Raw genomic sequence first — 12,473 nt, 5'->3', positions numbered from 1 at the left:
GAACGCTTCCATGTAGCCGGTCCTTTACCGCCACCGTGCCTGAGCGCCAAGGGCTTGTAAACAGCTAGAGTCGCCGCGTGGTGGATACGACGCCTTTGACGACCGTGGTGGATCAGTTCGCGGACCGGCTGCGGGCCGCCCCGCAGAGTCGGCTGCAGCGGGGTGGCGCGGCCGAGGCATTGGCCCTGGCCAGGGAGCTTTCGGCATGGGCCCAACGCGTGGAGGAGCCGGGCCGGGCCGTACGGGAGATGCCGGACGCCGGGATGTTCGCCGCGGCGGACCAGATCACGGTCGCCGCGCGGGACCTGGCGATCGTGTTGCGGGAACCGGGCGAGGTGGCCAAGGCCGTGGAGGCGGTCGAGGCGGCGATGAAGCGGGCCGGGGTCTGACGCTGTCCGAAGGTCCTGGGCCCGACTCCGGCAGTCGGGTGAGGACGGCCGCCGCGCGACTGGGAGCCGACGCTCGGCGCGCAGGCCGCGCAGGCCGCGCAGGCCGCGCAGGCCGCGCAGGCCGCGGAGGCCCCGCAAGGCGCCACAGGTGTCACGGGTGCCACGCGGGGGCCCGGAGGAGCCGCAGGGAGCGGCAAGAGGAGCCGCGGCTCCCGTCACGCCGACGCTATGACCCGGTCCGCCAGGATGTAGACGCTGTTCTCGCCGCACTCGAAGGTCAGGGCATAGGCGCCCGAGACCCCCGAACCGCCGAGGAGGACCGGGGTGTCGCCCGCGCGCAGCGCCTCCGCGAGCTGTTCCGCGGTCTCACGGTGCCCCGGGGTCATGCACAGCGTGGTGCCGTCGGCGAAGACGTAGACGTCGAGCGTGCCGAGGGGGCCGGGGCGGACGTCGGACAGGGCCGTACGGGACTGCGCGAGCTCCTCGAGGCACGCCACCGTCCGCTCGTGGTCACCCGAGACGGGCGACTGGACCGGGACGAAGTCGGGGTGCGAGGGGTGGCGGCGGCGCGCGGCGGCCAGCTCGGGGGAGTCGCCGCCGAGGCTGTCCTCCAAGGACGCCGAGCCCGCCATGAGGCCGTCCTCGTGCTCAAGGGCGGGCTCGCTCACCGGTTCGAGGCCCGCGAACGGTTCGAGGCCCGCGAAGTCGGCCTGCCGGGGCAGGAAGAGGTCGTCGCCGGGGCCGCCGCCCGCGCCGCCACCGAGGAACGGCGGCAGCTCGGAGGCGTCCCGCGCCTCCTGGGCGGCCCAGAACGCGCGGGCCTCCGCCAGCTCCCGCTCCCGCTCCTCGGCGAGGGCGTCGGCGACGGCGGTACGTATGGCGTCGGTGTCGGGCTCACTGGTGGTGCGCGCCGCGGGCACGGCGGTGTGCGCGGCGGCGGCACGGCTGCGGGCCACCTCGTCGCGGAGGTCGGAGACCTGCCGGCGCAGGCCGCGCACGGTGTGCAGAGTGGTGGCGCCGACGGCCGTGGCGGCGGTCGTGGCGAGCAGCAGGACACTGATGGCGACGGGCATGGCGCTCACTGACGTACTCCCGGTTTCAAGTCGACCCCCGACTTCCTACATCAGCTTGCGGCTTCGTAGAACCACCTGTCAGTGCATTACGTCACGAAACGGACAGGTCTTTTGGTCGGGTGTTTAGCCCCGTCATGGCCTGGGTACCGGGCTGACCTGCAATGACCTGCTGGAACCCCTCTCCCCCGAGACGCATGTCACATCCTGGGGGAGATTGGGTCACAGTCGCATAGACGGTCCGGGAAGACCCGGTCCCGTCCGGTCCCGTCCGGTCCCGTCCGGTCCCGACAGGACCGTGCCGGTCCGGACGGGGCCGAGCCCGAGCCGGACCGGATCGGGTCAGCTCAGGCGCTCGATGACCATGGCCATGCCCTGGCCGCCGCCGACGCACATGGTCTCCAGGCCGAACTGCTTGTCGTGGAACTGGAGCGAGTTGATCAGCGTGCCGGTGATACGGGCGCCGGTCATGCCGAAGGGGTGGCCGACGGCGATGGCACCGCCGTTCACGTTCAGCTTGTCGATGTCGACGCCGAGGTCCCGGTATGAGGGGATCACCTGGGCGGCGAATGCCTCGTTGATCTCGACCAGGTCGATGTCGTCGATGGTGAGACCGGCGCGGCCCAGCGCCTGCTTGCTGGCCTCGACCGGGCCGAGGCCCATGATCTCGGGGGACAGGGCCGAGACGCCGGTGGAGACGATCCGGGCGAGCGGGGTCAGGCCCAGCTCACGGGCCTTGGTGTCGGACATGATGACGACGGCCGCGGCGCCGTCGTTGAGCGGGCAGCAGTTGCCCGCCGTGACCAGGCCGTCGGGGCGGAAGACGGGCTTGAGGCCCGCGACGCCCTCCATGGTGACGCCCGCGCGCGGACCGTCGTCCTTCGAGACGACCGTGCCGTCGGGGGTGGTGACCGGGGTGATCTCGCGCTCCCAGAAACCGTTCTTGATGGCCTGCTCGGCCAGGTTCTGCGAGCGGACGCCGAACTCGTCCATGTCCTGGCGGGTGATGCCCTTGGCGCGGGCCAGGTTCTCGGCGGTCTGGCCCATCGCGATGTAGGCGTCCGGGATCAGGCCGTCCTCGCGCGGGTCGTGCCAGGTGGAGCCGGTCGACTCGGCGACCGCCGCGGTGCGGGCCTCGGCCTCGGCGAAGAGCGGGTTGTGCGTGTCCGGCAGGCCGTCGGAGCTGCCCTTGCCGAAGCGGGAGACCGTCTCGACGCCTGCCGAGATGAACACGTCGCCCTCACCGGCCTTGATGGCGTGCAGAGCCATACGGGAGGTCTGAAGGGAGGACGAGCAGTAGCGGGTGATCGTGCAGCCGGGCAGGTGGTCCATGCCCATCTGCACGGCGACGATACGGCCGAGGTTGTGCCCCTGTTCGCCGCCGGGCAGGCCACAGCCCAGCATCAGGTCGTCGATGTCCTTGGGGTCGAGCTCGGGGACCTTGGCGAGCGCGGCCTGGATGATCGTGGCGGTCAGGTCGTCCGGGCGCAGCTCCTTGAGGGAGCCCTTGCCGGCGCGGCCGATGGGGGAGCGGGCGGTCGAGACGATCACTGCTTCGGGCATCACGGCTCCAGAGGGGTTGGAAGGCGGATTCGGGCAGACCCTCTGGGAAGTTACCCGTACGTACCGCTCAGGTCATCGGCCCGAGTGTGTGACCCCGACCGCATTTTTCTAAGCGCTTGCTCAGTCCTCGGTGCCCCGCCGTTGCCTCAGCGCTCCCCGGTGTGCTGGCGCTCGGCCCCCGACGCCAGGCGCTCCGACTCGACGGCCCTGGCCCTGGCCCTGGCCTTGGCCTTGTCCTTGACGGACTCGGCCTCCTCGACCGGTTTGGCCTCCCCGACCGTCCCGGCCACCCCGTGCTCCGCGGGCCCTGCCTCCGTGGGCCCTGCCTCCGCGGGCCCCGCCTCCGTGGGCCCTGCCTCCGCGGGCCCCGCCTCCGTGGGCCCCGCCTCCGCGGGAGCCGTCGGCACCGGATCCTGGGTGGGCACCCGCCGCCGACGGCGCCGCTTCAGCAACGCCCACGGACCCCGGGGCCCGGTCGGCATCGCGGCGGTCACCTCGGTGCCGCCCTCCTCGGCGGCCTGCGCGGCCGCATGGGCCACCGGCCAGAACCCCTCCGCCCGCGACACGTCGGGACGCTCCTCCTCCGGCCACACGCCGAGCGCCGCGCACAACGTGGGCAGCACCGCCATCGCGGCCGTGGCGTACCCCTCCGCCGACGGGTGGAAGTTGTCCGGCCCGAACAGCTCACGCGGGTTGGCCGAGAACTCCGGGCCCAGCAGATCACCGAGCGACACCGTCCGCCCGCCCTGCTCGACCGCCCCGATGGTCTGCGCGGCCGCCAGCTGCCGCGACGCACGCCGGGCCAGCCAGCGCAACGGCTGCTGCACCGGCTCCACCGAGCCGAGATCCGGGCAGGTGCCGACCACCACCTCCGCGCCCGCCGTACGCAACCGCCGCACCGCCGCCGACAGATGCCGCACCGACTTCGTCGCCGGAATCCGGTGCGTGACGTCATTGGCGCCGACCATGATCACGCACACGTCCGGCAGCCACAGCGGGTCGCTCAGGATCAGCGCCACCTGCCGGTCGAGGTCGTCCGACTGCGCGCCCGGCAGCGCGACGTTGCGCAGCTCCACCGGCCGCTCGGCGACCGCCGCGAGCCCCGAGGCGAGCAGCGCGCCCGGGGTCTGCCGAGCCCGGTGCACGCCCTGCCCGGCCGCCGTGGAGTCACCGAGCATCGCGAACCGCACCGGCTCGACGGCGTCGGCCCCCGGCCCCGTAGCCCCTCCATCGACGTACGCCATGCCGAACAGGCCGTCCGCGGAGGGCACCCGTACGGGGTCGGGGCCGTGATTGCCCACCTGCCTCCGCACCAGCTGGACCTCGGCGAGCAGCACGCCGACCGCGGCCGCGCCGAGCAGCCCGATCCCGCCCCCGCCGTACGCCGCGCCCGCTGCGATCCGCCGTGCCACCCTCGCCCTGCTCGACATGTCCCGCGGCCACCTGCCTCTGCTCGCTCGTCCGTGCGTCTGCCCGTAGTGCCGCGTCGTGCGTTTTACGGCTCATGGACTCATTGCCCCGTAATGGCCATCGGTCAACCGTCGGCCGGTCGTGATGGCGCATGACGGCCTGGTGAGGGCGGTGGGCGGCATACGCTGACCGCATCCCTACGGAATCCTCATGGGAGACCCCGTGAAGGAAACCCGGAGAACCGGAGAACCGGAGTAAACGTGCAGATCCACGACTCGATGATCAGCCTCGTCGGCAACACCCCGCTCGTCAGGCTCAACAAGGTGACCGAGGGCATCCAGGCGACCGTCCTGGCCAAGGTCGAGTACTTCAACCCCGGCGGCAGCGTGAAGGACCGCATCGCGCTGCGCATGATCGAGGCGGCCGAGGAGAGCGGCGAGCTGCGGCCCGGCGGCACGATCGTGGAGCCGACCAGCGGCAACACCGGGGTCGGTCTGGCGATCGTGGCGCAGCAGAAGGGCTACAAGTGCATCTTCGTCTGCCCCGACAAGGTCTCCACCGACAAGATCAACGTGCTGCGCGCGTACGGGGCGGAGGTCGTGGTCTGCCCGACCGCCGTGGACCCCGAGCACCCGGACTCGTACTACAACGTCTCCGACCGCCTGGTCCGTGAGACTCCGGGCGCCTGGAAGCCCGACCAGTACAGCAACCCGAACAACCCGCTCTCCCACTACCACTCCACCGGCCCGGAACTGTGGGAGCAGACGGACGGGAAGATCACCCACTTCGTCGCGGGCGTCGGCACCGGCGGCACGATCTCCGGCACCGGCCGCTACCTGAAGGACGTGAGCGAGGGCCGGGTCAAGGTGATCGGCGCAGACCCGGAGGGCTCGGTCTACTCCGGTGGCTCGGGCAGGCCCTACCTGGTCGAGGGCGTGGGCGAGGACTTCTGGCCGACTGCGTACGACCGTGACGTGGCCGACGAGATCGTCGCGGTCTCCGACAAGGACTCCTTCCAGATGACCCGCCGCCTGGCCAAGGAGGAGGGCCTGCTGGTCGGCGGCTCCTGCGGCATGGCGGTGGTGGCGGCGCTGCGGGTGGCCGAGCGGCTCGGCCCGGACGACATCGTGGTGGTGCTGCTGCCGGACAGCGGGCGCGGGTACCTCTCGAAGATCTTCAACGACGACTGGATGGCGGACTACGGCTTCCTCGACGACTCCAGCTCCGGCGCGCGGGTCGGCGACGTCCTCAAGGACAAGGAGGGCGGCACGCTGCCGTCCCTGGTCCACATGCACCCGGAGGAGACGGTCGGCCAGGCCATCGAGGTGCTGCGCGAGTACGGCGTCTCGCAGATGCCGATCGTGAAGCCGGGCGCCGGACACCCGGACGTGATGGCGGCCGAGGTGATCGGCTCGGTCGTGGAACGGGAGCTTCTCGACGCGCTGTTCGCCCAGCGGGCCTCGCTGAACGACCCGCTGGAGAAGCACATGTCACCGCCGCTGCCCCAGGTGGGCTCCGGCGAACCGGTGGAGGACCTGATGGGCGTGCTCGGCGCGGCGGACGCGGCGATCGTCCTCGTCGAGGGCAAGCCCACGGGCGTGGTGAGCCGCCAGGACCTGCTGGCGTTCCTGGCCAGGACGAGCGGCAAGTAGACGACCGGCGGCGGCCCTCTCGCCCTTTGAGGGGGCCGCCGGACGGCGTCCGCCGTCGTGTGTCAGGTCAGCGTGCCCACGGTCCGACCGGGCTCGTCCAGCCAGACCGTGTTGGCGTTCGGGGTGACGGTGAGGCCGTAGCGCTCAAGTCCGGGGCGCTCATCGGAGAGCCAGCGTGTGATGATCTTCTCCAGTTCGGACCACAGCGGGCGCGGACCGCCCTGGAAGGCGCGTACGTCTGCGTCCGTCCTGGTCTCCAGTACGGCCCACGAGCCGTCCGGGTGGATGAACCAGCGCCCGGAACCGTTCTCGGTCGTCAGGCTGAGACGGGTGGTCCCGGGCAGGGCGACTTGGGCGGCCCACATGAGACCCTGTTCATCCACGACGTCCGGATGAATGACCGGATCGGCGCCGCGTGACCGTCGCCTGTCTGCCAAGGCGCTCCGGATGAGGGGGCCGATCTCAGGGGAGCCCATCTCGCGGGAGGGCATGAAGGAGACGTCGCCGTTGATGAACCTTCCGCTCGCTTCGGTGTCGGAGCGCTTGCTGAGGCGTACGTACCCGTAGGCACGCAGGCTTCCGACGAGGGAGACGAGGACGAGTGCGCCGGGGGCGGCTTGCTCCAGCCCCGCGGCGGGGACGTGGGTGGGTGAGTAGGTGGAGATGATCCGCCCGTAGGGCGCGGCGTCGGGGTAGCCGCGTGCGGCGTCGCCGCAGACCAGGCGAGGACGGTAGCCGAGTGCGGCGAGGCGTGCGCGGCCGACGTCGCAAAGGGCCGGGTCGTACTCGCGGCTGGTCACGTACCTGTCCCCGAGACGTTCACACATCAGGGCGGTCGAGTAGTCGGTGCCCCCACCGGCTTGAAAGACCTTTGTTCTGTCGGGGACTTCGAGGTCTTCGAGCATCCGGACGACGACGCCGGGCAATGTGGAGGAACTGGTGGGCACACCCGTGACCGGCGTGCGGTCCGTGGTGGTGGCGCCGTTGTTTCGTCGAGCTGCGCATGGCGCGCCAGGCTGCGCTGACCAGGGACGAACCGATCAGCATCTCCTGCATCCTGGACGAAGCCACGCTGCGCCGGGTCGTCGGCGGACCGGACATCATGAGGGGCCAGCTTCAGCACCTGCTGGACGTGACGGGGGAGCAAGACCATGTAGCAATGACGGGGGAGCATGACCATGTAGCAATACAGGTCCTGCCCTTCGAAGCGGGAGCCCACGCGGCTGTCGACGGCCCATTCCAGGTCCTGCATTTCCCGGCTGGACCGCCAGTAGCCGTGGTCGAGACGAAGATGACATCCCTGTACCTGGAGGAAGATGGAGACGTGGACCGGTACGTGTCCGCGCTCGACACACTCCGTACCAAGGCCCTCGACAGGCGAGCGACGCGTCGCTTCATCGAGCAACTGATCAAGGACTGCTACACATGAACAAGAAGGTCGACCTCACCGACGCCGAGTGGGCGAAAAGCGACTTGTCCAACGGAGGCAACAACTGTCTGGAGGTCGCGTTCGTCGACGGGGTTGTGGCACTGCGCGACTCAAAGGACGTCGGCGACCCGAACGCTCAGGTCCTGATCATCTCCCGCAAGGACTACGAGTTGTTCACAAGGAGCATTCAGGGCGGCCAGGAAAACCTGCTGCCTTGACCTGGCCGCTGTCAGGGCCGAAGCGCCCACCTTCTTCCGGAGGTGGGCGCTCTTTTCTGTTGAAACCGAATCCCTTACCAGTCCGACGAGGCACTGACCCACGCGGGTATGCGGTCCGGCCCTCCCGGCTACGCGGCCTTGACCACCACATACACGAGCAGCGCGAGCAAGACGAGTACGAACTCCAAGAAGACAATGGCCAGGGCCTTGTTCACTTCCATGCGCCTCGTTCGCGTGCGAGGCGCATAACTGTCCCGAGGTCGCGGGTCGGACGGTCGCGGAGGGCGGGACGGCTGTGGTGCCGTGCTGCCGTGCGCGGTGTTCCACCAGTCCCGCTGTGGCGAAGCCGGGGGTTCTGGCGGCACAAACCCCGGCTGCGGTCGATGACGGCGAGTGGTCGCGCCGACGCCCGCGTCGGCCGTCTCCCAGGGGTCCACCGTGTTCGCCTCGGCACTTGGCACGCGTGACGGGACCGGCGATTTCCTTGTTGCGCGAGCCGCGTCGTAGTCGGACCGGTGATTCAACAGGACATCGCGCGCGACGATCAGCAACCGCGACAGCTCTTCATCACTGCCTCCGGGCGCCCGATCCGGGTGCACGTCCTTCATCCTTCTCTTGAAGGCCGCGCGGATGTCCTCCCGGGACGCGTCGTTCGGCACGCCGAGCAGACGGTATGCGTCGTGATGGCCCAGATCACGAAGTCTGCGGTCCATGGATCACAGCCCGATGCGCTGCGTGACAGACGCGCGGTAGCACGTCAGGGCCCAGTGCGCGGTGGCATCGGTATGACCCACCGGGACTTTTTTGGAGCCGACCGCGGCCGTCACGTCACGCGGGCCCGCCAGGACGATCCCGAACATGTCCAGGTGGTGGTCGTGTCCTTCGTAGTGAAAGGACCGAGTCAGTATCTTCTGCCCGGCGAGGAACGGCGCCTGAAGCAATTCCTGAACCTTCTGCGGAAGATTCCCCAGGACGCCTTTGGCCTCGTCGTCGAGCCCGATCTCCGGCGGTGCCGATGCGCCCGCCGGTGACAGCGGCGAGGCCGCGGGAGGCGGCCGGTGATCGACAGTCACATGCCGGAAGGAGGACGGATCCAGAACCAGGCAGGAGATCTTGTACACCGGCTTGTGCTCCGTGTTGATCCTCGGTTCCGCGAGAGCCAGTCCACGCTCACCGAGGACGACCGCGTACGAGCGTCCTCTCGCCGACGCATCCTCTTCCGCCCACCATTCGATGATCTGCCCGGCGCGTTCGAGCAGCCGGTCGCGTGCGGGCGCGGGGAGGGAGTCCCACCACGCCTGACGAAGCGGCCGTCCGGTGACGAGGTCCATGTGCCGGGGTGCGTGGATCGCCGTCCGGCGGACGATCTCCCTCCCCCCGGACGGGTTCACCGGCCCGGAGCCGTACGGAACCATCGATGAAGAATCCATTGGGCGCCTCCCCCTCGGCGTAAGTCCCTCGTGTGTTCCCTCATACCCATCCGCGTCCGGGGTGCCACGCCGGGTGCGGGGCGAATCCGGGCGGCGCCGGACCGGTCGACCAGCGGTGCCCGCCGCGTCTCGTCCCCCAGCTCACCACCCGAACCGCACAGTCCGGTCCGGAGGTTCGGGAAACTGGTACGAGCGCGACACGTGCGCGCAGCACCGACTTAACACGCCTCCGGCACATTGGTGGGTGTCGGCGAGAAGGGCGGGAGCGGCTCCCCGCCCCGGCAACCGGCAGCGAGCGGCGTCAAGGAAACCCGGAGCGGCTCCCGGACCTCCATGGACGCCCTGGCGTGGCACCGGCCCTGACCGGCCCGCGCCGTCCGCGGGGACCGCCGTCGTCCCGCCCCCCGTCACACGGGGGTGCGGCGGTCCCCGCGCAACTCGCCTCCCCGTGAACCGAGCCCCCTACCGGCGGTCACTCCGCGAACAGGCCGCGTTCCGCCGCTCGTACGTCGAACTCCTCCAGCCTCGCCTGCGCCTGTGGCAGGTCGTCGCACATCGCCTCCAGGAGCACGCGCCCGAGCAGCATCGGCGCGCACGCCGTGTCGAAGGCGAGGCCCGTGCCGACGGCGGCCGGGAGCAGCAGGTCCGAATGGGCGGCGACCGGCGCGAAGGCGGAGTCGGCGACGGTGACGACGGTCAGGCCCACGGACCGGGCGTGGGCGAGCGCCTCCACCACCTCGCGCGGGTGGCGTGGCAGGGCGAAGCACAGCAGGGTCGTGGCTCCCGCCCGGACCGCCGCGTCGATGCGGTCGGCCAGCATGGTGCCGCCCTCGTCGAGGAGGCGCACGTCCGGGTGGACCTTCGCGGCGAAGTACGAGAACCCGTACGCCTGCGAGGCCGCCGCGCGCAGCCCGAGCACGGGCAGCGGCCGGGAGGCGGCGAGCAGCTGCCCCGCCCGCTCGACCGGTGCGGGGTCGGCCAGCAGGTCGGACAGGTGGCGGAGGTTGGCGATCTCGGCCTCGACGGCCTTCTGGTACTCGTTGGCCACGGCGTCGACGGCCGGTTCGGCGGGGGAGACCTCGCGCAGGTGGCGGCGGAGCGCCGGGTACCCGTCGAAACCGAGCGCGACCGCGAACCGGGTCACGGAGGGCTGGCTCACCCCGGCGAGCTCGGCCAGCTCCACGGACGACAGGAACGGCACGTCGGCGGCGCGGCGGACCATGCAGTGGGCGATGCGCCGCTGGGTGGGCGTGAGGCGGTGCCCCTCGAAGAGGTGCTGGAGCCGGGCGGCGGGGCCCTGGCCGCCGCCCTCCCCGTGCGTGCGCTCGCTCATGTCTCCCCGTCGGTGCATTCAGGTGTTCGGGCTTTTGCATGAGTCTATTCAGGTGGGGGAGGGGGCGCCAGGGCGCGCCCTCCCGGGCCTCGGTGCCCGCGCCGGTAGCGTCGCCGCCGGGCCGGAGCCGGCCCGCGGAGGAGGACGATGACTGACGCATCAGACCGACTTGCCGCAGCCGACGAGACCGACGAGAGCGACGATTCCGGCCAGACCGATCGGTCTGGCGAGACCGGCGAGGTCGCCGAGGCCGAACGGCGCGTCCAGCACGACTACTACCCGTACGACGAGAACGAGGACGACCCTCCCGAGGAGCCGCCACCCGCGTCCGGCCCGGGCCTCGGACGCCGGCTGCTGAACTGGGCGTCCACCACCGACCACAAGGTGATCGGCCGCCTGTACATGGTCACGGCCTTCTCCTTCTTCCTCTTCGCCGGGCTGCTCGCCATGGCCATGCGGTCCGAACTCGCCCGCCCCGGACTTCAGTTCATGGGCGCACAGACCTACAACCAGCTGTTCACGATCCACGGCACGATCATGATGCTGCTGTTCGCGACCCCGATGTTCGCCGGGTTCGCGAACGCCGTGATGCCGCTGCAGATCGGCGCCCCGGACCTGGCCTTCCCGCGGCTCAACGCCCTCTCCTACTGGATGTACCTGTTCGGCGCCCTGATGGTGGTGTCCGGCTTTCTGACGCCGCGCGGCGCGGCGGCGTTCGGCTGGTTCGCGTACGCGCCGCTCACCAGCGCCGTCCACTCGCCCGGCGCGGGCGGTGACCTGTGGGCGATGGGGCTCGTGGTCACGGGTGTGTCGACGACGCTCACCGCGGTCAACTTCATCACCACGATCATGTGCCTGCGTGCGCCCGGCATGACCATGTTCCGGATGCCGATCTTCACCTGGAACACGCTGTTCACGTCGATCCTGGTGCTGCCCGCCTTCCCGGTGCTCACGGCGGCGCTGTTCGCCCTGGAGGCGGACCGCAAGTTCGGCGCGCACGTCTTCGACCCCGCGAACGGCGGCGCGATCCTGTGGCAGCACCTCTTCTGGTTCTTCGGGCATCCCGAGGTCTACATCGTGGCGCTGCCGTTCTTCGGGATCATCAGCGAGATCATCCCGGTCTTCTCGCGCAAACCGCACTTCGGGTATGTGCCGATGATCGGCGCCACCATCGCGATCACCATGCTGTCCGCGGTCGTGTGGGCGCACCACATGTTCGTCACGGGAGCGGTGCTGCTGCCGTTCTTCTCGGTGATGTCGTTCCTGATCGCGGTGCCCACGGGCATCAAGTTCTTCGCCTGGATCGGCACCATGCACCGGGCGTCGCTGTCCTTCGAGACGCCGATGCTGTGGGCGATCGGCTTCCTCGTGTCGTTCCTGCTCGGCGGGCTCAGCGGGGTGCTCATCGCCTCCCCGCCCCTGGACTTCCATCTGACGGACTCGTACTTCATCGTCGCCCACCTGCACTACGTGCTGTTCGGGACGGTCGTCTTCGCGATGTTCGCGGGCTTCTACTTCTGGTGGCCCAAGTTCACCGGCAAGCACCTCGACGAACGCCTCGGCAAATTCCACTTCTGGACGCTCTTCGTGGGATTCCAGTCGACGTTCCTGGTGCAGCACTGGCTCGGCGAGTCCGGCATGCCGCGCCGCTACGCGAACTACCTGCCCGCGGACGGCTTCACCACGCTCAACACCGTGTCGTCGATCGGCGCCTTCCTGCTGGGCGCCTCGACCCTGCCGTTCCTCTACAACGTCTGGCACACCGCCAAGTACGGCGAGCAGGTCGAGGCCGACGACCCGTGGGGCTTCGGGCGCAGCCTCGAATGGGCGACGTCCTGCCCGGCGCCCCGGCACAACTTCGTGGCGCTGCCCCGCATCCGCTCGGAGGCACCCGCCTTCGACCTGCACCACCCGGCGATCGTCCGGCTGGAGCGCGAGGAGGGCCTGAGGTGAGAGGAGGGCCTGAGGTGAGAGGGGAC

At 70.3% G+C, this 12,473-nt stretch carries 11 protein-coding genes and 1 pseudogene; 5 read left to right on the top strand and 7 right to left on the bottom strand.

The window, feature by feature from the left end; all coding sequences use genetic code 11:
• Positions 1-77: 77 nt before the first annotated feature.
• The gene (locus OFY01_RS27445) at positions 78-389 is read left to right on the top strand and encodes a hypothetical protein (protein ID WP_266604344.1); all 312 of its coding nucleotides are present in this window, start codon (positions 78-80) and stop codon (positions 387-389) included.
• A gap of 215 nt (positions 390-604) precedes the next feature.
• Here OFY01_RS27445 and OFY01_RS27440 read toward each other — a convergent pair whose 3' ends face one another.
• The 3 genes and pseudogenes from OFY01_RS27440 to OFY01_RS27430 all read right to left on the bottom strand — a co-directional run.
• Positions 605-1,462 carry a hypothetical protein gene (locus OFY01_RS27440; protein WP_266604393.1) on the bottom strand — a complete coding sequence of 286 codons (858 nt, stop codon included), beginning with the start codon at positions 1,460-1,462 and terminating at the stop codon, positions 605-607.
• A gap of 339 nt (positions 1,463-1,801) precedes the next feature.
• Positions 1,802-3,022 (bottom strand): acetyl-CoA C-acetyltransferase, encoded by a 1,221-nt coding sequence (locus OFY01_RS27435; RefSeq protein WP_266604342.1) that lies wholly within the window; start codon positions 3,020-3,022, stop codon positions 1,802-1,804.
• Between the two features lie 389 nt (positions 3,023-3,411).
• Positions 3,412-4,434 (bottom strand): annotated as a pseudogene (locus OFY01_RS27430) (SGNH/GDSL hydrolase family protein); the annotation flags it as partial.
• A gap of 258 nt (positions 4,435-4,692) precedes the next feature.
• Here OFY01_RS27430 and OFY01_RS27425 point away from each other — a divergent pair.
• A complete protein-coding gene (locus tag OFY01_RS27425) occupies positions 4,693-6,084 on the top strand; it encodes a cystathionine beta-synthase (protein ID WP_266604340.1) in 1,392 nt (463 codons plus the stop codon).
• Positions 6,085-6,146: 62 nt separating this feature from the next.
• Here the strand turns inward: OFY01_RS27425 and OFY01_RS27420 are convergent, their stop codons facing one another.
• On the bottom strand, positions 6,147-7,031 hold the full coding sequence (locus OFY01_RS27420; RefSeq protein WP_266604338.1) for a methyltransferase domain-containing protein: 885 nt from the start codon (positions 7,029-7,031) through the stop codon (positions 6,147-6,149).
• A gap of 56 nt (positions 7,032-7,087) precedes the next feature.
• Here OFY01_RS27420 and OFY01_RS27415 point away from each other — a divergent pair, with 56 nt between their 5' ends.
• Both OFY01_RS27415 and OFY01_RS27410 read left to right on the top strand, forming a co-directional pair.
• On the top strand, positions 7,088-7,513 hold the full coding sequence (locus OFY01_RS27415; protein ID WP_266604336.1) for a DUF5753 domain-containing protein: 426 nt from the start codon (positions 7,088-7,090) through the stop codon (positions 7,511-7,513).
• Complete coding sequence (locus OFY01_RS27410; RefSeq protein WP_266604334.1) at positions 7,510-7,731, top strand: DUF397 domain-containing protein; 222 nt, start codon at positions 7,510-7,512, stop codon at positions 7,729-7,731. The genes OFY01_RS27415 and OFY01_RS27410 overlap by 4 nt, the downstream gene beginning before the upstream one ends.
• 128 nt (positions 7,732-7,859) lie before the next feature.
• On the opposite strand, the gene OFY01_RS27405 is transcribed toward OFY01_RS27410, so the two are convergent.
• From OFY01_RS27405 to OFY01_RS27395, 3 genes are all read right to left on the bottom strand, one after another.
• Complete coding sequence (locus tag OFY01_RS27405) at positions 7,860-8,444, bottom strand: J domain-containing protein (RefSeq protein WP_266604332.1); 585 nt, start codon at positions 8,442-8,444, stop codon at positions 7,860-7,862.
• A 3-nt stretch (positions 8,445-8,447) separates the two neighbouring features.
• The gene (locus tag OFY01_RS27400) at positions 8,448-9,062 is read right to left on the bottom strand and encodes a hypothetical protein (RefSeq protein ID WP_266604330.1); all 615 of its coding nucleotides are present in this window, start codon (positions 9,060-9,062) and stop codon (positions 8,448-8,450) included.
• 571 nt (positions 9,063-9,633) lie between these two features.
• Positions 9,634-10,494 (bottom strand): MurR/RpiR family transcriptional regulator, encoded by an 861-nt coding sequence (locus OFY01_RS27395; RefSeq protein ID WP_266604328.1) that lies wholly within the window; start codon positions 10,492-10,494, stop codon positions 9,634-9,636.
• A gap of 147 nt (positions 10,495-10,641) precedes the next feature.
• On the opposite strand from OFY01_RS27395, the gene ctaD reads away from it, so the two are divergent.
• Positions 10,642-12,447: an aa3-type cytochrome oxidase subunit I gene (gene ctaD / locus OFY01_RS27390; protein WP_266604326.1), complete on the top strand. Its 1,806-nt coding sequence runs from the start codon at positions 10,642-10,644 to the stop codon at positions 12,445-12,447.
• Positions 12,448-12,473: the final 26 nt, after the last annotated feature.

The sequence above is a fragment of the Streptomyces beihaiensis genome (assembly GCF_026274175.1).
Taxonomy (GTDB): domain Bacteria; phylum Actinomycetota; class Actinomycetes; order Streptomycetales; family Streptomycetaceae; genus Streptomyces; species Streptomyces beihaiensis.
The sequence above is the reverse complement of the archived record's forward strand: the minus strand, read 5'-3'. Positions and strand labels throughout refer to the sequence as shown.

Coding starts and splice junctions, on each gene's coding strand:
- OFY01_RS27415 (WP_266604336.1), top strand. CDS start 7,088: ATGGCGCGCCAGGCTGCGCTGACCAGGGACGAACCGATCAGCATCTCC.
- ctaD (WP_266604326.1), top strand. CDS start 10,642: ATGACTGACGCATCAGACCGACTTGCCGCAGCCGACGAGACCGACGAG.
- OFY01_RS27395 (WP_266604328.1), bottom strand. CDS start 10,494: ATGAGCGAGCGCACGCACGGGGAGGGCGGCGGCCAGGGCCCCGCCGCC.
- OFY01_RS27440 (WP_266604393.1), bottom strand. CDS start 1,462: ATGCCCGTCGCCATCAGTGTCCTGCTGCTCGCCACGACCGCCGCCACG.
- OFY01_RS27410 (WP_266604334.1), top strand. CDS start 7,510: ATGAACAAGAAGGTCGACCTCACCGACGCCGAGTGGGCGAAAAGCGAC.
- OFY01_RS27400 (WP_266604330.1), bottom strand. CDS start 9,062: ATGGACCTCGTCACCGGACGGCCGCTTCGTCAGGCGTGGTGGGACTCC.
- OFY01_RS27405 (WP_266604332.1), bottom strand. CDS start 8,444: ATGGACCGCAGACTTCGTGATCTGGGCCATCACGACGCATACCGTCTG.
- OFY01_RS27435 (WP_266604342.1), bottom strand. CDS start 3,022: ATGCCCGAAGCAGTGATCGTCTCGACCGCCCGCTCCCCCATCGGCCGC.